12 protein-coding genes are annotated in these 20,449 nt (G+C 70.5%); 3 read left to right on the top strand and 9 right to left on the bottom strand.

The annotated features are described in order from the left end of the window. Window positions 1–2: 2 nt before the first annotated feature. From D7V77_RS01115 to D7V77_RS01105, 3 genes are read right to left on the bottom strand one after another with little or no spacing between them, the layout of a single operon-like run. Window positions 3–1,421, bottom strand: coding sequence for a DUF1501 domain-containing protein (locus D7V77_RS01115; protein ID WP_120574406.1), 1,419 nt, complete (start codon window positions 1,419–1,421; stop codon window positions 3–5). Between the two features lie 17 nt (window positions 1,422–1,438). After that, window positions 1,439–2,110, bottom strand: coding sequence for a hypothetical protein (locus D7V77_RS01110; protein ID WP_120574405.1), 672 nt, complete (start codon window positions 2,108–2,110; stop codon window positions 1,439–1,441). Then, complete coding sequence (locus D7V77_RS01105; RefSeq protein ID WP_233596569.1) at window positions 2,110–3,915, bottom strand: DUF1585 domain-containing protein; 1,806 nt, start codon at window positions 3,913–3,915, stop codon at window positions 2,110–2,112. Before D7V77_RS01105 ends, D7V77_RS01110 begins: the two co-directional genes overlap by 1 nt. Window positions 3,916–4,249: 334 nt before the next feature. Between D7V77_RS01105 and D7V77_RS01100 the strand changes: the two genes are divergently transcribed. Then, window positions 4,250–4,819, top strand: coding sequence for a DUF420 domain-containing protein (locus tag D7V77_RS01100; protein ID WP_120574403.1), 570 nt, complete (start codon window positions 4,250–4,252; stop codon window positions 4,817–4,819). A gap of 9 nt (window positions 4,820–4,828) precedes the next feature. Here D7V77_RS01100 and D7V77_RS01095 read toward each other — a convergent pair whose 3' ends face one another. Genes D7V77_RS01095 through D7V77_RS01080 form a run of 4 tightly spaced genes read right to left on the bottom strand, consistent with a single transcriptional unit; the run spans window position 4,829 to window position 9,294 of the window. After that, window positions 4,829–6,019, bottom strand: a complete 1,191-nt coding sequence (locus tag D7V77_RS01095; protein ID WP_120574402.1) for a hybrid sensor histidine kinase/response regulator — start codon at window positions 6,017–6,019, stop codon at window positions 4,829–4,831. Next, on the bottom strand, window positions 6,016–6,453 hold the full coding sequence (locus D7V77_RS01090; RefSeq protein WP_169819688.1) for a response regulator: 438 nt from the start codon (window positions 6,451–6,453) through the stop codon (window positions 6,016–6,018). The genes D7V77_RS01095 and D7V77_RS01090 overlap by 4 nt, the downstream gene beginning before the upstream one ends. After that, window positions 6,450–8,714: an ATP-binding protein gene (locus D7V77_RS01085; protein WP_120574400.1), complete on the bottom strand. Its 2,265-nt coding sequence runs from the start codon at window positions 8,712–8,714 to the stop codon at window positions 6,450–6,452. The genes D7V77_RS01090 and D7V77_RS01085 overlap by 4 nt, the downstream gene beginning before the upstream one ends. Next, a complete protein-coding gene (locus D7V77_RS01080; RefSeq protein WP_120574399.1) occupies window positions 8,695–9,294 on the bottom strand; it encodes a biliverdin-producing heme oxygenase in 600 nt (199 codons plus the stop codon). The genes D7V77_RS01085 and D7V77_RS01080 overlap by 20 nt, the downstream gene beginning before the upstream one ends. 285 nt (window positions 9,295–9,579) lie before the next feature. Here D7V77_RS01080 and gltB point away from each other — a divergent pair, with 285 nt between their 5' ends. Both gltB and D7V77_RS01070 read left to right on the top strand, forming a co-directional pair. Beyond that, a complete protein-coding gene (gene gltB, locus D7V77_RS01075) occupies window positions 9,580–14,151 on the top strand; it encodes a glutamate synthase large subunit (RefSeq protein ID WP_120574398.1) in 4,572 nt (1,523 codons plus the stop codon). Window positions 14,152–14,154: 3 nt separating this feature from the next. Beyond that, window positions 14,155–15,615 (top strand): glutamate synthase subunit beta, encoded by a 1,461-nt coding sequence (locus D7V77_RS01070; RefSeq protein ID WP_120574397.1) that lies wholly within the window; start codon window positions 14,155–14,157, stop codon window positions 15,613–15,615. A gap of 13 nt (window positions 15,616–15,628) precedes the next feature. Here D7V77_RS01070 and D7V77_RS01065 read toward each other — a convergent pair whose 3' ends face one another. Both D7V77_RS01065 and D7V77_RS01060 read right to left on the bottom strand, forming a co-directional pair. Then, on the bottom strand, window positions 15,629–17,815 hold the full coding sequence (locus tag D7V77_RS01065) for a hypothetical protein (RefSeq protein WP_233596563.1): 2,187 nt from the start codon (window positions 17,813–17,815) through the stop codon (window positions 15,629–15,631). A 229-nt stretch (window positions 17,816–18,044) separates the two neighbouring features. Beyond that, window positions 18,045–20,225, bottom strand: a complete 2,181-nt coding sequence (locus D7V77_RS01060) for a hypothetical protein (RefSeq protein ID WP_233596556.1) — start codon at window positions 20,223–20,225, stop codon at window positions 18,045–18,047. Window positions 20,226–20,449: the final 224 nt, after the last annotated feature.

The raw sequence follows: 20,449 nt of genomic DNA, 5'->3' as shown, positions 1-20,449 counted from the left end.
GTTCAGGCAAGGATGAACCGCAGCGGGTCCACCCGCGTGATGCTGTAGTCCAGCTTCGCCGAGGCCAGCACCGTGGCGATGATGTGCTCGGGGAAGATGTTGGAGCCGTTCGGATCATTGGCGCCCGTGCGCAGGTCCACCAGACCCGGCGACATGCCGATGTCACCGCTGCGGCCCACCACGTAGTTGTGCTTGATGCCCGCGCCCATCATCAGGCAGCTGTTGGACAGGTGGTGGTCACGGCCGCCCGTGGCGTTGATGGTGGGCGTGCGAGCGAACTCGCTGAACACCAGGATGGTGGTGTGGTCCATGAAGTTGCCGCCGCCCGGGTGCTGGGTGGCGCGCAGGTCCGTCACCAGCAGGTTCAGCGCGTTGAAGCCCGCGCGCTGGTTGGTCGCGTGCGTCTGCTGCGTGCCGAAGTGGGTGTCCAGGCCGCCCGCCAGGTTGATGGACACGCACTGGCTGATGCCCTTCTTCAGGGCGGTGGCCACCATGGCCGCGCGGCCCGCGGCGCTGTTGTACGGGTAGGACTGGCCGTTGAGCCCGTAGAAGTCGCGCACGGTCTGGTTGGCCGCCAGCTGGAAGCGGAACGAGTCCGACAGCTTGTTCTCCATCACCGTCTGCATCTGGCCGCGGCTGCTCTCGTAGGCGGTGCCCACGCCCCGTGCGGTGAGCGCCTGCTCCTCGCAGGTGATGGGCATGCCGTTGAGGTCGATGAGGCTCTTCTCGATTTCGCTGTCCAGCTGGCGCGCGGCGACAGGCGGATCCAGCGTGAGCACCAGGTCCGCCAGGCCGCTCACGCGCAGCGCGTTGGCGTAGCCGCCGTAGCGGTCGTTGTAGGACTCCACGCCCTGGGCAATGGACGGGATGGGCACCGTGGGCTTCATCTGGCCCACGATCTCCGTGGCGGTGGAGGAGCCGCGCGCCGCGCTGCCGATGGGCATCTTCCCGGTGAGGAAGTAGCGGTAGCCCACCTCGTGGGTGAGCGTGCTCATGTTGATGCCGCGCACCACCGTCATCAGGTCGTAGTGGTCCGACAGGTTGGGCACGCGCGGGTCGCCGATGGCCGGCCCGAACGCGATGTTCGACGGGGCCGCTCCTGCCCGGTCCTTGGGGATGACGGGGATCTGCGCGTAGGCCCCGTCGGTGAGCAGGTTGTAGCCCGGCATGATGCGCGTCTCGGAGACGCGGTCGGCGGTGAACACCGCCGGATCACGCGGGTCGAACGCGAGCAGCTGGTCCCACCCTCCGCTGAAATACACGAACACGAAGCAGCGGTCGGGCGGCGCCATGTTCGTCGCCTGGGCCACGGCCTTGAAGGGGATGCCTCCCAGCAGGAGGGAGCCCATGAAGCCGGCTCCGGCCTTGAGGAAGTCGCGGCGCTCGGGGGAGCTGAGGTCGTCTTGGCGTGTCTTCTTCATCGCAGGCACCGTCAAGGTCAGTAGGTGATGAAGCGCGAGTCCGTCAGCATGGCGATGCACACCACCGCCAGCGCCTGGTCGCGCTTCTTGAGGGTTTCGGCCCGAGCGGAGGCCTTGCGGAAGAACGTCGCGTAGCGCGTCAGCTCCTCACCGGCGAGGGGCGCGCCCCAGAACCGGGTGGAGAGGTACACGAGCGTTTCGTTCACCTGCGCGTCCGTGAGCTTGGTCAGGTCGCTCATGGGCGTGGGCAGCGTGCGGCCCAGGGTGCGCAGGCTCAGGTCCGCCTGCGCGATGTCCTTCTGCGCCTGGGCGATGCAGACCTTGCGCGCGCCGTCGTCCAGGAAGCGGGCGAAGACGAGGTTGGGCTCCGTGTTCTCGGAGGTGATGAGCGCGTAGTCGGCGCGGCCCAGCGACTGGGCGCGTGCCTCCAGCTCATCCCACTCCATGCCCACGGCGACGCGGATGGACTCCTTGAGCTGCGCGACGGTGAGGCGGCGGGGCGCACGGCCCACGCTGCCACCCTGGGCCTCCGGGTCCGGCAGCGGGTCGATTTGATCCGTGTTCCCGTGCGGGTTGGGCACGGGGTCCAGCTGGGCGTCCAGCGGGACGGGCTTGGCGGGGACGTCCACGGAGCCCTGGGTGCAGCCCGTGGCGAGCGCGAGCAGCGCGGTCAGCAGAAGGCGGCGCATCAGTCGATCCTCCGGTACGCGTCGGACATCACCACCTGCTCGATGAGGCCCTTGAGGCTGTGGTTGTTCTTGGCGAAGTCCTGCGACAGCGTCTGCAGGTACATCCGCTGCTCCTCGACCGTCATGGCGCGGCCCAGGAACTCGTTCCAGACGCGCTTGACGGTGCAGCGCTCCAGGTCGCCCGTCTCCATCATCCGCTTCACCAGCGTCTGCGGACCGCCCTCGATGTTCTTCTCCTCGTCCGCTGTGCGGTAGAGGTAGGTCTTCAGGAGGCCCAGCGAGTTGGCGCCGTCGCCGTCGAAGGCCTGCATCACGTACTGGCTGCACTCGTTGTCGCAGCTGGTGTTACCGGCGAGGGCGCAGTCGCGGCACTTCACGTCCAGCTTGGGGAACTGATCCGGGGACAGGAACAGCGCGGAGCGCTCCGCGTAGCGGCCCCAGTGCGCGCCCGTGGGCTCGATGGTGGCGTGGCAGTAGTTGCAGCCGCAGCGCGTGGCCAGGTTGTTACTCCGGTTGCAGATGTCGTCCGGGGACGGCAGGTTCGCGTCCGCGGCCGGGGCGAAGTGCTTGCAGAGGAACGCCTCGTAGAACTCGTTCACGCGGGCGCGCTGGGTGGGGAAGCGGTAGAGGAACGCGGGCGTGGTGAGCACGCCGGAGTGGGTGCCCTCACGGACGTACTCGCTCCACTGGGTGGCGTTCGCGTACGTCACGGCGGGCAGCGTGGCCGCGTCCGCGGGGGACTTGATGCTGAAGACGCCCGCGCCCTGACGCTGCCGGTAGAACTCCGACAGCGTGCCGTTCACGAAGGAGCGGCGGGTGGTGAGGATGTTGAAGTAGGGCTCGTCGTTCCGCACCACGGAGTCCGTGATGTAGAGCGGCTCCTCGTTGAAGGCAGCGACGCGCGCGGTGTGCACGTCGGTGATTTCGCAGCGGCGCATCTTGTCGCCGCAGCCGCAGCTGCGGTCGCTGTTGAAGCGCGACGTTTCACAGGACGCACCCGTGTAGGGGTTCGTCGCGCGGTCCTGCGCCTCCACGGCACACACCTTCACGGTCTCCGTGGTAGTTGACCAGTAGGGCTGCACCGTGGTGGTGACGTAGCCGTCGCGCTGCACGCACCCTGTTTGCGCCTTCCAGACGCCCTTCTGGTTCGTGGAGATGTCGAACCCGCAGCGTTCCAGCCTCATGCTGGTCGTCGGGGTGGTGGGATGCTCCCAGGCGGTGATGACGCCCGTGGCCGGAAACGGCACCAGGATGTTGGTGGTGTTCTTGTTCGGGTCCGGCAGGCAGAGGTAGCCCACGGACTTGCTCGCGGAGGCCAGGTAGCGGTTGTCGCAGAAGTTCACGTACTTGCCGTACGTCGCGTCGGCCTTCAGCGCGTTGCAGTCCGCGAACTTCAGCTCGGGCGACGTGGAGGCCACGTCCAGTTGGCGGCACTGGTAGAAGTTCGTGTCGTAGTCGTAGCTGACCGGCAGCGGGATGCCCTGCTCGTCCCGACAGGCGGGGGCCGTGGAGTTGCTCTGGTGGGGGTCCTGCGGGTTCGCCTTGCAGCTGTCCTGCGCGATCTCCCCATCACAGCGCTGGCTCTGGCCGCCGCGCAGGGTGTTGGAGTTGTTGCCCGCGAAGCTCAGCGGCGTGCCGGACACGCGGTAGTCGCCGTTGCCCTGCACGCTCGAGTTGATGTTCGAGCGCAGCAGTGCGCGGTGGTAGTTGCGCATCCGCGCGTAGAAGGACTCATCCTTCATCATCGCGCGGACGTCTTCCGCCGTGACGGAGCCCTTGGCCTGGAACGCCTTGTACTCCTCCATGGTCGGAGGACGTCCCAGCAAATCGAGAGAAAGCTGACGGAGATGCCGCTCCAGGGGAACTTTCGCCACGGGCGCGCACACCGCTTCTTCAGCGGCTGCGGGCAGGGCGAGCAGGAGGGCGGCGCTCGCCAGGGGGGCAAGGCAACGCACGCTGAACACGGGGAACCTCCGAGAGGGGGGGTCGGGGGTGACGCAGTGAACCGAAGTATGAAGGAATTTCCGGTTTGAGATCTAGTTGACCTTACCGATTCCATTCAACCGACATGTAGGTATTAGCAGGATTCCGCTTGGAGACCCTGTTGCAAGCCGCCCGGACGCGGTCCACAAGGGGGACATGTCCAACGCTGCTTCCGGGCTCACCCCGTCGTCCTCGTCCGCCAACGACCGCTCCTTCTTCATCGCGATCGGCGTGGTGTCCGCTGGCGCGCTGGCGCTGCTGGCGTGGCTGCTGCTCATCCGGCGCGGAGGCGCGGGCATGGGCGTGGACCTGCGCTTCATGCCGGCGGTGAACGCGGGGCTCAACGCGACGGCGGCGGCGCTGCTGCTGGGCGGCTGGGTGGCCATCAAGCGCGGCGCGCGGAAGGTGCACCAGAATCTGATGGTGAGCGCGTTCGCCGCGTCCGCGCTGTTCCTGGTGGGCTACCTCGCCTACCACTTCGTGCACGGCGACACGCGTTACGTGGGCGACTTCCGCGGGCTGTACCTGACGCTGCTGGCCAGCCACGTCATCCTGTCCATGCCGGTGCTGCCCATGGCGTTGGTGGCCTTCTACTTCTCCTGGCGGCAGCAGTTCGCCCGGCACCGCAAGGTGACGCGGTGGCTGGCGCCCATCTGGCTCTACGTGTCGGTGACGGGCGTGGTGGTGTTCTTCATGCTGCGCGGCGGCGTGCCCGCCGTCTCCTGAAGCGCCGCGCTACCGCGCGGTGTGCTCGGACGTGGACCGCGCGGGCCCCGCGGCGAGCGCGATGCCCCGGGGCAGGCGCACGGTGAAGGTGGAGCCCTGCCCCTCCACGCTGCGCACGGCGAGCGTGCCGCCGTGCAGCTCCACCATGCGGCGCGCGCTGGCCAGGCCCACGCCGCTGCCGGAGACGTCCTGGGATACGTTGCGCCCGCGGTGGAATCGCTCGAAGACGAAGGGCAGGTCCTCCACCGGGATGCCAATGCCCTGGTCCGTCACGGACAGCAGCACGAACTGCTGCGTCTCCCCCTCCTCCATCGCCAGTTGCACGGTGACGGTGGAGCCCGCGGCGCTGTACTTCACCGCATTGCCCATCAGGTTCTCCAGCACGCGCTCCAGGGCGTGCGCGTCCCATTCGCCGGTGAAGTCGCGCCCGTCCGGCGCCTCCAGGACGAGGTGGTGGCGTGACGCGTTGGCCTCCAGCTCGCGCACCTTGCCGCGCACCATGGCCAGCAGGTCCATGGACTCGCGCTTGAGCGGGCGCTCCTGGCCGCGCGTCACCTCCAGGAAGTGGTCGATGAGCTCGCCCATGCGGTGCGCCGCGCGCACGATGTGGCCCAGGCGTGTCTCCAGGGCGGGCGTCATCGCGGCGGCGGGAATCTGCCGGCGCAGCACCTGGGCGTTGAGCGTCATGATTTGAAGCGGGCCCTTCAAGTCGTGCGTCGCCAGCGAGAAGAGCTCGTCGCGCACGGCCAGGGCATCGCGGGCGGCGGCCTCGGCGCGCTCGGCGCGCAGGCGGCGCTCCTCCAGCTCGCGCGTCATCAGCACCGTGTCCACCGCGGCCCGCAGGCTGCGGCGCAGGCGCTCCGGGCTGAAGGCCTCCTTCACCAGGTAGTCCTGGGCGCCGGCCTTCATGGCGTCCACCGCCACGCGCTCGTTGCCGCTGCCGGTGAGCACCACCACGGCGGGCACCCTGGGCAGGCCCAGCTCCGCGAGCTTCTGGAGCATGCTGACGCCGTTCATGCCGGGCAGGTGGTAGTCGAGCAGCATCGCGTCCACCGCGTTGCCGGACAGGTACGCCAGCGCGTCCTCCGCGGAGGACACCGGCACCACCTCCCATTGCATGTCCGGGTCACGCGCCAGCGCGCGGCTGACCGCGAGGCGGTCCGCCATGCCGTCGTCCACCAGCAGCACGCGCAGGCTCATGCTTCCGGCTCCTGGGGCTCGGGCAGACGCGCGGCCTTGAACCAGAAGGCATGGAGCGCTTCGGCGGTGGCCTGCAACTGGGGACCGACCTCCGGCTTGAACAGGTAGCTGTTGGCACCGTCCGCGTAGGCGCCGTCCACATCCTCCGCGGCCACGGACGAGGAGAAGATGATGACGGGGATGGAGCGCAGGTCGGGGTCCGCCTTCAGAGTGGCCAGCACCTCGCGCCCGCCGATGCCCGGCATGTGCAGGTCCAGCAGGATGAGCACCGGGCGCTCCGCGTCCGCGTGGACACCGCGCCGGTAGAGGTAGTCCAGGGCGTTCTCGCCGTCGCGCACGCGCACCACCGGCACGGGCAGCGGCAGACGCTTCGCGATGCGCATCAGCGCCTCCGCGTCCGGATCACTGTCCTCCACCAGCAGGAGCGGCTTCATGATCGCGGTGCCTCGCCCAGTGTGAAGAAGAACGTCGAGCCCCTTCCCAGCGAGGAGTCCACCCAGAGCATGCCGCCGTGCAGCGACACCAGCCGGCGCGCGATGGCCAGCCCCGCCCCCGTGCCGCCGCCGTAGGCCTGCGCGGGGTGCAGGCGGCGGAACAGCTCGAAGATGGCTTCATGGAATTGCGGCGCGATGCCGATGCCGGGGTCCTTCACGTAGAAAAGGTAGGGCGCGGTGACATGCCGCGCCGCCTCCGGGCGCGTTTCTCCTGGCCCCAGGAAGCCCACCTCCACCCAGCGCGGCTCGGCTGTCTGGTACTTGGCCGCGTTGCTGATGAGGTTGGCCCACACCTGACGGATGCGGACGGCGTCACACGCCACCGTGGGCAGGCGGCGGGGCAAGCGGACCTCCACCCTGCCCTCCTCCAGCCGCGCGCCCAGCGTCCTCAGCACGTCCTCCACCAGGGCCTGCTGATCCGTCTCCTCCCACGACAGCTCCAGCCGGCCCAGGCGGCTGTACTCGAAGAGGTTGTCGAGCAGTTCGTGCGTGCGCTTCGCCAGCCACGCCAGGGACTCCAGCTGCCCGAGTCCGTCCGCGCCCAGCGTGGGGCCGAAGTCCTCCTGGAGGAAGGAGCTGTACTGGAGGATGCCGCGCAGGGGCTCCTTGAGGTCGTGCGCCACGGTGCCGCCGAACGCGTCCAACTCCGCGTTGGAGCGGGCCAGCTCCCGCGACAGCCGGGCCAGCTCCTCCGCATGCCGCAGCACCACGCCCACCAGCGCGCCCTTGAGCGCGCGCGCCGCCTCCAGGTCCTGCGCGGACCACGGGGTGCAGGCGCCCTTCATCTCCTCACGCCACACGTCGAAGGACGTGCGGGGCCGCAGCCGCGCATGGCCCGGCTCCGGACGCACGGGCTTGTTCGGATTGCCGGCCCACGACACGGTGCGCGCCACCTCCGGGCGGAACCACAGCGCGAAGTGCGGCACGGAGGGGTCCAGGCGCACCGCCAGCAGGCCCGCGGCCACGTCCGCGCGCGAGGCCAGCGGCGGGTACACGTCCCCCAGCCGGTCCACGTGGAAGGCCTCGTCCGGCAGCTCCCGCTCCGAAAGCCACGCCACCAGGGCGCGCACCTCCTCCGCGGACAGCGTGGTGCCGAGCAGCAGGGGCGACGCCTCCGGACCCGCGCTCGCGCCCAGCACCAGCGCCACGCCGTGGGAGCCCGTGAGCTCCATCAGCAGCGGGGCCTGCGCCTCCAGCGCCTTCGCGGGGCTGCGCTCGCCCAGGTTCGGCAGGACGAGCGCGTTGAGCAGCGACGCACGGCGCGCCTGGGCGGCGGACTCCAGGCTCCGCTCCTCCGCGGAGAGCTGGAGCGACAACAGCCGCGCCAGCACCTCGCACGCCTGCCGCCGCGCGGCGGACACCGTGCGGGGCGCCAGGTGATGGCAGGCCATGAGCCCCCAGAGCTGTCCGTCCTTCAGGAGCGACACGCTGAAGGACGCGCCCACGCCCATGTTGCGCAGGTACTCCAGGTGGATTTCCGACACGCTGCGGAGCGCGGAGCCGGACAGGTCCAACGGGCGCTGGGTGCCGGGCAGCACCGGCGGCACCAGGGGCACGGCCTTCGCGTCCACGTCCGCGATGAGGCGCATGGGGTTGCGCGTGTAGAGGGCGCGCGCCTGCGCGGGGATGTCGCTCGCGGGGTAGTGCAGGCCCATGAAGGAGTCCACGCCCTCGCGCACGCTCTCCGCCACGACCTCGCCGTGGAAGTCCGCGTGGAAGCGGTAGACCATCACCCGGTCGTAGCCGATGAGCTCCCGCACCGCGTCCGCGGCCTCTTGAAGCAGCGCGACCGTGCCCTTCGCGCGAGCCAGCGGCGACACCAGCCGCTGCACCGCGCCCAGCGCGGTCTCCTCCGCGCCCACGTCCTCGTCCGCCAGCGGCTCCAGCTCCAGCACGCGCAGGCCGTCGCTGTCATGCAGGAGCGCGGAGCAGCGCTGTCCCGACACCTCCACGGTGACGGGCCCCGGCCCCGCCTCCACGCGCGCGAGCAGTCCGTGCGGAAGCACTCCGGACAGGGGCTTGCCCACGAGCGCATCCGGCCCGGCGCCGAGCAGCACCTGGACGTTCGCGCTCACGACCGCGACGGCCTCCGTGTCCCGGTGGAAGGCGACGAGCACACCCCGCGGCTGGATGCCGCCCAGCAGGTGGATGGGCTCGCGATCACAGACGCTGAGGTCCGCATCAGAGACGGACGGGGACATCGTGCTCTCGCATCAACCAGGCGGCGAAGGTGTCGAAGGTATCGCGGGCGCCCTGCACGACGGCCGCGTCGAAGGTCTCGGAGGCCGCCCGTTCGGACGCCCGGGTGAGGGCTTCACCGAACGCACGCCACATGGGGCCCACCTGGTCGCCATAGGCCCGGAAGAAGGCGAAGTTCCCCACGCGTGCGTCCGGCCCGAAGTGGCGCGTCAGGTGGCGCAGGATGAGCTGGCCCCCCAGCGTGGAGCCCTCCAGCACGTACGCGCAGCCCAGCGCCTCCGCCAGGCCCGGCAGCGCCGGCAGCGAGGAGGCGCGCGGCAGCCGCGCGAGCGAGGCCATGTCGTGCCCCATGGCGCGCAGGTCCGCGTCCAGCAGCGGCGTCTTCCAGCGCGCCCCCAGGTCCAGCGCTGGCTCCAGGGCCGCCAGGGGACCGGCGAGCAGCGCCTCCAGGGGCAGATAGAGGCCGTAGAAGGCCTCCAACTGGCGCTGGTAGTCCCCGGGCGTCAGGTGCGCGTCCATCAGACGCACCACGCCCTCCGTGCGCTCGTGGTGGGGGCGCGTCTCCGTCTTCAGCCGCTGCATCAGTTCCAAAGTGGCCGGAGGATCGGGAGCGGCGCGGCGGGGGGAAAGAACCAATTGCGCTGAATGTTGGCCGTTCATCGCAGGCGACTGTCGTCCGTTCACTCAGGCCTGCGGCGGGGGGCGCACGGAGCGTGAGGCTTCACGGGGTGCCTGTTTCCCCGGCACCACTCCACGCGGTGACTCAACCCCCTGGACCACCCTGTCTTTACGGGCTGCGACACGACGCGTTAGCCTGGAGGCTCAACAGCTTGGCTTCCCGCGTCATGCGGGAAAGGGGTCCTGACGATGCCGTTCACCCTCCCTCCGCGCTACGGGCTGTATGAGCCGGAGACCGAGCACGACGCCTGCGGCGTGGGATTCGTGGCCCACATCCGGGGACAGCGCTCTCGGGGCATCGTGGAGGACGCGCTGGAGCTGCTCAACCGCCTGAGCCACCGCGCCGCGGCAGGGCGCGACCCGGAGACGGGCGACGGCGCCGGCATCCTGGTGCAGTTGCCGCACCGCTTCTTCAACCATGAAGCGCCGCGGCTGGGTTTCGAGCTGCCGCCGCGCCGCCAGTACGGCGTGGCGCAGGTGTTCCTGCCGCAGGAGCCGGAGGCGCGCCGCGCATGCGAGGCGCTGTTCGAGGACGTGGTGGAGGAGGAGGGGCAGCGGCTGCTCGGCTGGCGCGACGTGCCAGTGGCGCCGGAGGAACTGGGGCCGCTCGCGCGGGAGGCCGCGCCGTTCATCCGTCAGCTGTTCATCGCCCGGCGCCGCGTGGTGCCCAGCGCCTTCGAGCGCAAGCTCTACCGCATCCGAAAGCTGGTGGAGAACCGCGTGCTGGCGCGCGGCGTGGATCCGCAGGGGCGCTTCCACGTGGCCAGCTGTTCGTCGGAGACGCTCATCTACAAGGGGCTGCTGTTGCCCCGGCAGCTGCCGCGCTTCTACGCGGACCTGCGGCACCCGGAGTTCGTCAGCGCGCTGGCGCTGGTGCACTCGCGCTTCTCCACCAACACCTTCCCCACATGGGAGCTGGCGCAGCCGTTCCGCTTCATCGCGCACAACGGTGAAATCAATACACTGCGTGGCAACCGCAACTGGATGACGGCGCGGCGAGGGCTGCTCCAGACGGCGAAGCTGGGCGGGAGCCTGGAGCCGCTGTGGCCCATCATCGTCCCGGGCAAGAGCGACTCCGCGCAGTTCGACAACATGGTGGAGCTGCTCTACCTGGGCGGCCGCACCCTGCCCCACGCGATGATGATGATGATCCCGGAGGCGTGGGAGGGTCACAAGGAGATGGGCGACGAGCGCCGCGCCTTCTACGAGTACTCCGCGTCCCTGCTGGAGCCGTGGGACGGCCCCGCGGCCATCGCGTTCACGGACGGACAGCTGATTGGCGCGACGTTGGACCGCAACGGCCTGCGCCCCGCGCGCTACCTGGTGACGGAGGACGACCGCATCATCCTGGCGTCGGAGACGGGCGTCATCGACGTGCCCCCGTCGCAGGTGCGCCGCAAGGGTCGGCTGACGCCGGGCCGCATGCTGCTGGTGGACACCACGGAGGGGCGCATCCTGGAGGACGAGGAGGTGAAGCATGAAATCACCTCGCGCTGGCCCTACCGCCGCTGGCTCCAGCGCAACGTCTTCACCTTCGAGGACCTGCCCGCCGTCCCCGCACCCGCGCGCCTGAAGGGCGAGACGCTGTGGCGGACGCAGCGCGCGTTCGGCTACACGGATGAAGACGTGCGCACCACGCTGGTCCCCATGGCGGAGACGGGCAAGGAGCCCACGGGCTCCATGGGCACGGACACGCCGCTGGCGGTGTTGAGCGACCAGGCACCCACCCTCTTCAACTACTTCCACCAGCTCTTCGCGCAGGTGACCAACCCGCCCATCGACCCGCTGCGCGAGGCGCTGGTGATGACGCTGGCCACCGCGCTGGGCCCGGAGGGCAACACCTTCGAGGAGACGCCGGAGCAGTGCCACCGGCTCTCGCTGCCCGGCCCCATCCTCACCAACGGGCAGCTGGCGCGACTGGCGAACCTGCGCGGCGACACCGGCCTCTTCGAGCCGCGGCCCTTGAGCCTGCTGTACCCGCACGCGGGCGGCGCGGCGACGGCGCTGGAGGTCGCGGTGGAGCGGCTGTGCACGGCGGCGGTGGATGCCGTCGACGCGGGCGCGAGCATCCTGGTGCTGAGCGACCGGGGCGTGGACGCGGCGCACGCGGCGATTCCGGCGCTGCTGGCCGTGTCCGCGGTGCACCAGCGGTTGGTGCGCGACGGCACGCGCATGTACACGGGCATCGTGCTGGAGACGGCGGAGGCGCGCGAGGTGCACCACTTCGCGTGCCTGTTCGCCTACGGCGTGTCCGCGGTGAACCCGTACCTGGCGCTGGACACGCTGCGCGCGCTGGCGGACGCGGGGGAGCTCAAGGCGGACGCGGACAAGGCGCAGGCGCAGTACCTCCACGGCCTGGAGGAGGGTCTGCTCAAGGTGATGTCCAAGATGGGCATCTCCACGCTCCAGTCCTACCGCGGCTCGCAGCTCTTCGAGGCGGTGGGTCTCCAGCGAAGCCTCATCGAGAAGCACTTCACCGGCACGTCGTCGCGAGTGGAGGGCGTGGGCCTTCCGGAGCTGGGACGCGAGGTGGCGGAGCGGCACGCGCGCGGCTTCGGCGTCGGCGCGGACGGCGAGGAGGACCTGCTGCCGGTGGGCGGTCAGTTCCGCTGGCGCCGGCAGGGCGAGCGGCACAAGTGGAACCCGGCCACCGTGGCGAAGCTCCAGGAGGCGGTGCGGACGAACGACGCGGCTCGGTTCCAGGAGTACTCGAAGCTGGCGGACGACGAGACGCGCGAGCACAGCAACCTGCGCGGCCTGTTGGACGTGGTGACGGACGGCTGCACGCCGGTACCGCTGGAAGAGGTGGAGCCCGCGCTGGAGCTGGCGCGGCGCTTCGTCACCGGCGCCATGTCCTTCGGCTCCATCAGCGCGGAGGCGCACGAGACGCTGGCCATCGCGATGAACCGGCTGGGCGGCAAGTCCAACAGCGGCGAGGGCGGCGAGGAGTCCCGCCGCTACACCCAGGACCCCAACGGCGACTCGCGCCGCAGCGCCATCAAGCAGGTGGCCAGCGCGCGCTTCGGCGTGACGGCCGAGTACCTGGTCAACGCGGACGAGCTCCAAATCAAGATGGCCCAGGGCGCCAAGCCCGGCGAGGGCGGCCAGCTTCCGGGCCACAAGGTGGACGAGCGGATTGCGCGCGTGCGCTGGAGCACGCCGGGCGTGACGCTGATTTCGCCGCCGCCGCACCACGACATCTACTCCATCGAGGACCTGGCGCAGCTCATCTACGACCTCCAGTCCGTGAACGCGAAGGCGCGCGTGAGCGTGAAGCTGGTGAGCGAGGTGGGCGTGGGCACCATCGCCGCGGGCGTGGCCAAGGCGGGCGCGGGCTGCGTGGTGGTGGCGGGCTACGAGGGCGGCACGGGTGCCTCTCCCCTCTCCAGCCTCCAGCACGCGGGCCTGCCGTGGGAGCTGGGGCTGGCGGAGACGCAGCAGGTGCTGGTGCACAACGGCCTGCGCTCGCGCATCCGCGTGCAGGTGGACGGCGGCCTGCGCACCGCGCGCGACGTGTTGGTGGCGGCGCTGCTGGGCGCGGAGGAGTTCGGCCTGGCCACCGCGAGCCTCGTGTCCGTGGGCTGCATCATGCTGCGCAAGTGCCACCTCAACACCTGCTCGGCGGGCATCGCCACGCAGGACCCGGCGCTGCGCGAGCGCTACCAGGGCACGCCGGAAAACGTCGTGAGCTTCTTCCTGCTGCTGGCGGAGGACCTGCGCCTGCACATGGCGAAGCTGGGCGTGCGAAAGCTGGATGAACTGGTGGGCCGGGTGGACCTGTTGCGCCAGCGCGCGGCGGTGGACCACTGGAAGGCGCGCAAGCTGGACCTGTCCGCGCTGCTCGCCGCGCCGTCCGCGCCAGCCACCGAGCCGCGCCACTGCCAGACGCCGCACCGCAAGGACGTGGCGGACCACCTGGACCACGAGCTGCTCACCAAGGCGCAGTCCGTGCTCGCGGGCGGGCCGCCGCTGATGCTGACGCTGCCGGTGGCGAACACGCACCGCGCGGTGGGCGCCATGCTGTCCGGCGAGATTGCCCGCCGTCACGGCGCGCAGGGGCTGCCGGACGGGAAGCTGCGGGTGAAGCTGAAGGGCTCCGCGGGCCAGAGCTTCGGCGCGTTCCTCGCGTCGGGAGTGACGCTGGAGCTGGAGGGCGACACCAACGACTACCTGGGCAAGGGGCTGTCCGGCGGACGCATCATCGTCTACCCGCCGGAGGGCAGCCGCTTCACGCCCGAGGAGAACGTGCTCGTCGGCAACACGGTGCTCTACGGCGCCACGGCCGGCGAGGTGTACCTGCGGGGGCTCGCGGGTGAGCGCTTCGCGGTGCGCAACAGCGGCGCGCAGGCGGTGGTGGAGGGCGTGGGCGACCACGGCTGCGAGTACATGACGGGCGGCGTGGTGGTGGTGCTGGGCCAGACGGGCCGCAACTTCGCGGCCGGCATGAGCGGCGGCACCGCGTACGTGCTGGACCGCGAGCGCACCTTCCGCGAGCGCTGCAACCTGGAGATGGTGGAGCTGGAGTCGCTGGTGGACGAGTCCGAAATCTGGCTCGTGCACGGGATGATTGAACGCCACCTGCACCACACCGGCAGCGCGCTCGCGCGGCGGGTGCTCGACAACTGGGAGCTGATGGTGCCGCAGTTCATGAAGGTGATGCCGTCCGACTACAAGCGCGTGCTCCAGGCGCGAAGGGCGGCGCGCAGGCCGCCACCGGCCGCGGGCGTGCAGCAGCTCCACGTCGTTGGCGGGGGGGCCTGAGCCATGGGCAAGCCCACGGGTTTCATGGAGTGGCAACGCGTCCACGCACCCAAGCGGGACAAGGTGGAGCGCCTGGAGGACTGGCGCGAGCTGCACCTGCCGCTGGCGGCGGACGAGGCGAAGCGGCAGGCGGGGCGCTGCATGGACTGTGGCATTCCCTTCTGCCACCAGGGGTGTCCCCTGGGGAACCTCATCCCTGACTTCAACGACGCGGTGTACCGGGGCCAGTGGAAGGAGGCGTACCAGGTGCTCAGCCGCACCAACACCTTCCCGGAGTTCACCGGACGGCTGTGCCCCGCGCCGTGCGAGGCCGCGTGCGTGCTGGCCATCGACCGGGACGCGGTCACCATCGAGCAGATGGAGAAGGAGATCTCCGAGCGCGCCTTCGCGGAGGGCTGGGTGAAGGCCCGGCCCCCGGCGCGGCGCACGGGCAAGCGCGTGGCGGTGGTGGGCTCCGGGCCCGCGGGCCTGGCGGCGGCGGCGCAACTGAACGCGGCCGGGCACAGCGTGACGGTGTACGAGAAGGACAGCCGCGCCGGAGGCCTGCTGCGCTACGGCATCCCGGACTTCAAGCTGGAGAAGGCGGTGCTGGACCGCCGGCTCGCGTTGATGGAGGCGGAGGGCATCGTCTTCCGCACGGGCGAGGACGTGGCCGTCACGCCGGGCTGGCGCGCGCTGCGCGAGCAGTACGACGGCGTGGTGCTGGCCCTGGGCGCGCGCAAGGCCCGCGAGCTGGACGTGCCGGGCCGCGAGCTGTCCGGCGTGCTGCAGGCCATGGACTACCTGGAGCACCAGAACCGCGTGGTCACGGCGGGAGCGCCGCAGGACGCGCGGCTGGAGGCCCAGGGCAAGCGGGTCATCATCCTGGGCGGCGGCGACACGGGCTCGGACTGCCTGGGCACGGCGCTGCGCCAGGGCGCGGCGAGCGTGATGCAGGTGGAGCTGCTCCCCGCGCCGCCGCAGTTGCGCGCGAAGGAGAACCCGTGGCCGCGCTGGCCGCTGGTGTTCCGCACCTCATCCAGCCAGGAGGAGGGCGGCGAGCGCGCCTTCGCGATGATGACGAAGCGGCTGGAGGGCGAGGACGGCCAGCTGAAGCGCCTGCACGCGGTGCGCGTGGAGATGCAGCGCGAGCCGAACGGCGCACTGAAGCTGGTGGAGGTGCCGGGCTCCGAGCAGGTGTTCGAGGTGGACCTGCTCGTGCTCGCCATGGGCTTCACCGGCCCGAACACGGACCGGCTGGCGGAGGAGCTGGGCGTGACGCTGTCCCCGCGCGGCACGGTGCAGGTGGACGCGAAGTTCTCCACCTCCGCGCCGGGCGTGTATTGCGCGGGCGACGCCAGCCGGGGCGCGAGCCTCATCGTCTGGGCGCTCGCGGACGGACGTGAGGCGGCGCGCGCGCTGGACACCTGGCTGTCCGGCACCGCCTCCGTGCTGCCCACGCGCGGCCAGGACTGCGCGTTCTAGGCGCCGCGTTCCGTCAGTGGACGCGGGCCGCGGGTGGCTGGAGGAAGTCGAGCGGCAACTCCCGCGGCTGCGTCCTGAAGCCGGGACGCAGCTCCAGCAGCTGCTTCACCACGCCGATGTCACGGATGGGGCCCACCGTGAGCGCTGGCGCTGGCGCCCCGGGGGGCACGTCCAGGGGCACGCTCCCGGCGAGCGCCTGCATCCGGGACAGGAAGCCCAGGTCCAGGTCGATGAACCATCCGCACGTGGTGCAGCTGGCCAGCTCCTGCAGCCGCTGATGCCGGCGCAGCAGGTCCGCGAACGGCCACGACGCCACGGCGGCCCCGAACTGGGCATCCGGCACGGTGAACATGAAGCCCGAGCCCCCGCCCGTCAGGAACTTGGACAGCCGCGCCGGGATGCCCGACGTGGGGCTGACGTGCACGAAGGCCAGATTGTCCGTGCCGGAGAAGTCGTTCGTGCCCGTGTCCTTGAAGTGACAGCCATTGCACGTGTTGACGGAGAACTCCTTCCGCGCGCAGACCTCCGTGGCGTCCGAGGGCACCACGCTGAAGCCCTCCCAGTGGGTGGGCGGCGCCACCAGCGAGTTGGCGCCCAGGAACGGTCTGCCATTGAGGGTGCGAGGCACCGTGAAGTGCGCGGTGCACCGGGTGGGGACAGTCACCGGCTGCTCGACGCCGTTCTTGACCTGCGTGCGGACGAAGGTGTCGATGTCCGGATCCGTCTGGGAATCATGGGTCGCGTCATCGGGAGTCAGTGCCATCGTGTGGACGCGCAGGGGCCCGTTGGAGGGTTTGTCCTTGCCGGTGACGGGGTGCTCGTCCGCCAGCCGGAACTCCCGCATCTCCCACGGAAACGCCAGGGCGACCTCGTTGGTGCGAATCTGGTTGAGCGCGTTCGCGTTGCCCTTCCCCGGAGCCCGTCCCCGCAGGACGACGCTCTGGGTCATCTGGGTGAGCTGCGCCTTGTAGGCCACGTTGAAGGACGTGAACGTCCCCAGCAGCGCCCACTGCCGTGCCCAGGCGACGACCGGCGCGCACCCCTCGCCGGGCACGCCGTATTCGAAGATGACGGTGAAGGGCTTGAGGTTGCAGGTCGCCTCCGTTCCACCGCCCCAGGGAGAGGGGCGCGTCAGCCCGAAGATGAAGCGCAGTTCGCCCGGGTCGGTCGGCTTGTCGTCGGAGTCCCGGGTGCCGGCCAGGTCGATGCGGTTGACGATGGCCAGCAGCCGGAAGGGCGCGATGTCCAGGTCCAGCGGCTTGCTCAGCACCACCTCCCAGCGGCCCGTGGAGGCGTTCTGCTGGAGGGCCGAGGTCGCGCCGCTGGCGGCGGCCCAGGGGGCAATCACTTCGTCATACATCTTGCGGCGCGCGGGCACCGTGTCGCCGTTGGATTGGAAGTCATTGAGCCAGAGCGACAGCCAGTTCAGCACGAAGGCCTCCGGCCGCGCGCCGGACCCCTGGGCCATCTCCCGCATGAGGTGCGCGAAGGTCCACACGCCTCCCTTCGTCCCCGCGCCGGTGCAAGGGTCCCACGTGCGCGCCGGGTCGAGCACCACGGCCGGGTCGCGGATCATCTGCGTCCGCTCCCACTGCGGCTGGGTGGAGGTCGGCACCAGCGGACAGCTCGTGACCGGCGTCTGCGCGCCCCACCTGAAGGCCTGCGCGTCCACGGGGAGCCCCTCGTAGCGGGCGACCGGGTGGCGACCGTTGAACAGGATGGACTCCCGGGTGGTCGGCCCAAGCTCGCCCGAGGCCAGGCGGCGCTCGTTCTCCTGGCGCCGCTCCAGCTCCGAGTCCGGGAGCCGCGCGAAGAGCGTGAAGAAGTCCGGACCGGGGCTCGAGGGAATCGCGCCCAGCCGCGCCAGCGTGTCGGAGTGGAACAGGACCGTGGGCCGCGCCGGGTCTCCCACCACGCGCACCAGGCTGTCCGAGAGGAGCCGGTTGGCCGGGGGCGGCAGCTTCACGTGCACGGCCGTCGTCTCCCCCAGGGGCGTGGGCTGCTCCAGCCTCTGGGCGAAGGTCCTGGCGACGGACAGACCCGGCACGAGCGGTAGTTCCCCCAGGCTCGTGCTGCTCCCCCGCGACTCCTCCGCGGCGTCCTGCCGCGAAGGCTCCTGCGCCGGCTCCTTCGCGCAGCCGCTGATCGCCAGCACGGCCCCCACCACGACGATTCTCAATTCCTCGCACTTCCGAAACATGCACTCCCCCCGGCAAAGCCAGCGCTTGCCTTGAATGGCTGGCATTGACTCAACGCCGCCGGAGCGAAAGTGCGTGCACGGACGTCCACCCCGTGACGGATCGAAGTCAGGCCCGGACAGGGTGCTGCCCGCGCGAGTGATCAGCGGGGGCCGCGCCCATTCCCTTCCCGACAGGCTCACGGCCTCGCGGGGTCCACACGCTTGGAGGCCCAACGCATCACGGAGCCCGTCAGTGAACGCGGGCCGCGGGAGGCTCGAGGAAGTCGAGCGGCAGCTCCCGCGGCCGCATCCTGAAGCCAGGGCGCAGCTCCAGCAGCCGCTTCACCACGTCGACGTCGCGGATGGGGCCCACCGTGAGCGTCGACGCGGGTGAGCCGGGCGCCAGGTCCAGGGGCACGCTCCCGGCGATCGCCTCCATCCGGTTCAGGTAGCCCGCGTCCAGGTCGATGAACCATCCGCAGGTGGAGCAATGGGCCAGCTCCTGGAGCCGCTGGTGGCGGCGCAGCAGGTCCGCGAACGGCCACGACGTCACCTGCGCTCCGAACTGGGCATCCGGCACGACGAACATGAAGCCGTCGCCCCCACCCGTCAGGAACTTGGACTGCCGGGCCGGGATGCCCGACGTGGGACTGACGTGCGTGAAGGCCAGGTTGTCCGTGCCGGAGAAGTCGTTGGTGCCCGTGTCCTTGAAGTGACAGCCATTGCACGTGTTGCTGGAGAACTCCTTCCGCGCGCAGACCTCCGTGGCGCGGGTGGATACCGCGGAGAGGGCCTCCCAGTGGGTGGGCGGCGCCACCAGCGCGTTGGCCCCCAGGAAGGGCACGCCGTTGATGGCGTGAGGCACCGCGAAGCGGGCGGTGCAGTGGGTGGGGACGGTCACCGGCTGCTCGACGCCGTTCTTGACGTGCGTGCGCACGAAGAAGTCCACGTCGGGGTCCGTACGGAAGTCGTGCGTCGCGTCGTCGGGGGTCAGCGCCATCGTGTGGACGCGCAACAGCCCGTTGGAGGGGATGTCCTTGCCGGTGCCGGGGTGCTCGTCCGCCAGGTGGAATTCCCTCAGCTCCCACGGAAACGCCAGGGCCACTTCATTGGTGCGCAGCTGGTTGAGCGCGCTCCGGTTGCCCTTCCCAGGCGCGCGCCCATGCCGGACGACGCTCTCCGTCATCCGCTGCAGCCGCGACCGGTAGGCCTCGTTGAAGGTCGGGTACATCCCCAACCCCCCCCACTGCCGCGCCCAACCGGTGATGGCCCGGCACCCCTCGCCCGGCACGCCGTATTCGAAGATGGTGGTGAAGGGTTTGAGGTTGCACGTCGCCTCCGTTCCACCTCCCCAGGGCGAGGGGCGCGTCAGCCCGAAGATGAACCGCAGCTCCCCCGGGTTGGATGACCGGCCGGAGTATTCCGAGCCGCCCGCCAGGTCGATGCGGTTGACGATGGCCAGCAGCCGGAAGGGCGCGATGTCCAGGTCCAGCGGCTGGCGCAGCACCACTTCCCAGAGGCCCGTGCCGGCGTTGAACTCGAGGGATGAGGACGCGCCGCTGGCGGCGGCCCAGGGGGCAATCACTTCGTCATACATCTTGCGGCGCGCGGGCACCGTGTCGCCGTTGGCCTGGAAGTCATTGAGCCAGAGCGACAGCCATTCGAGCACGAAGTCCTCCGGGCTCACGCCGGAGCCCTGGGCCATCTCCCGCATGAGGTGCGCGAAGGTCCACACGCCTCCCTTCGTCCCCGCGCCGGTGCAAGGGTCCCACGTGCGCGCCGGGTCGAGCACCACGGCCGGGTCGCGGATCATCTGCGTCCGCTCCCACCAGTCCTCGGTGGAAGCGGGTACCCAGGGACAACTCGTCTGGGGTACGAGCGCGCCCTGTGCGAAGGCGTTGGCGTCCATGGGGAGCCCCTCGTAACGGGCAGCCGGGTGGCGGCCGTTGAACAGGACGGTCTCCCGGGTGGGCATCCCGAACTCGCCCGAGGCCAGCCGCCGCTCGCTCTCTTCGCGGCGCTCCACCTCCGGCTCCGGGAGCCGCGCGAAGAGGGTGAAGAACTCGGGGCCTGGGCTCGCCGGAATCACCCCGAGCCGGGCCAGGGTGTCGGAGCGAAAGAGGACGGTGGGCCCTGACGAATCACCGACCACGCGCACGAGGCTGCTCGCGAGCCCGCGATTGGCGGGGGGCGGCAGCTTCACGTGCACCGCCGTCGTCTCTCCCAGGGACGTGGGCTTTCCCAGCTTCTGGGCGAAGACCTTCGCGACGGACAGGCCCGGCACGACGGGCAGTTCCCCCAGGCTCGTGGTGCCTCCCGGCCCGGCCCGCACGCCCGCCGGGGCCTCCCGCACCGGCGGGGCCTGCGCGGATGCGGGCTCCTTCGAGCAACCCCACACCGCGAGCACGACTCCCAGGACAACGATTCTCAATTCATTGCACTTCCTCGACATGCGCTCCCCCACGGCGAAGCCAGCCCCGTCATTCGATGACGGGCCTTGTCTCAACGCCGTAGGTGCCCATGCATGAACGGACGTCCGGTGCATGGCAGGTCGCAGTCAGGCCCCGGACAGGGCGCTGCCCGCGCGAATGATCCGCGAGGACGCCACCCGACAGGCTCACGGCCTCGCGGGGTCCGCACGATTGGAGGCCCAAA

The sequence above is a fragment of the Corallococcus sp. CA041A genome, assembly GCF_003612075.1.
Classification (GTDB): domain Bacteria; phylum Myxococcota; class Myxococcia; order Myxococcales; family Myxococcaceae; genus Corallococcus; species Corallococcus exiguus.
This window is presented reverse-complemented; position numbering and strand designations above follow the sequence as displayed.

Coding starts and splice junctions, on each gene's coding strand:
- D7V77_RS01115 (WP_120574406.1), bottom strand. CDS start 1,421: ATGAAGAAGACACGCCAAGACGACCTCAGCTCCCCCGAGCGCCGCGAC.
- D7V77_RS01080 (WP_120574399.1), bottom strand. CDS start 9,294: ATGCAGCGGCTGAAGACGGAGACGCGCCCCCACCACGAGCGCACGGAG.
- D7V77_RS01100 (WP_120574403.1), top strand. CDS start 4,250: ATGTCCAACGCTGCTTCCGGGCTCACCCCGTCGTCCTCGTCCGCCAAC.
- D7V77_RS01090 (WP_169819688.1), bottom strand. CDS start 6,453: ATGAAGCCGCTCCTGCTGGTGGAGGACAGTGATCCGGACGCGGAGGCG.
- D7V77_RS01105 (WP_233596569.1), bottom strand. CDS start 3,915: ATGGAGGAGTACAAGGCGTTCCAGGCCAAGGGCTCCGTCACGGCGGAA.
- D7V77_RS01065 (WP_233596563.1), bottom strand. CDS start 17,815: ATGTTTCGGAAGTGCGAGGAATTGAGAATCGTCGTGGTGGGGGCCGTG.
- D7V77_RS01110 (WP_120574405.1), bottom strand. CDS start 2,110: ATGCGCCGCCTTCTGCTGACCGCGCTGCTCGCGCTCGCCACGGGCTGC.
- D7V77_RS01095 (WP_120574402.1), bottom strand. CDS start 6,019: ATGAGCCTGCGCGTGCTGCTGGTGGACGACGGCATGGCGGACCGCCTC.
- D7V77_RS01070 (WP_120574397.1), top strand. CDS start 14,155: ATGGGCAAGCCCACGGGTTTCATGGAGTGGCAACGCGTCCACGCACCC.
- gltB (WP_120574398.1), top strand. CDS start 9,580: ATGCCGTTCACCCTCCCTCCGCGCTACGGGCTGTATGAGCCGGAGACC.
- D7V77_RS01085 (WP_120574400.1), bottom strand. CDS start 8,714: ATGTCCCCGTCCGTCTCTGATGCGGACCTCAGCGTCTGTGATCGCGAG.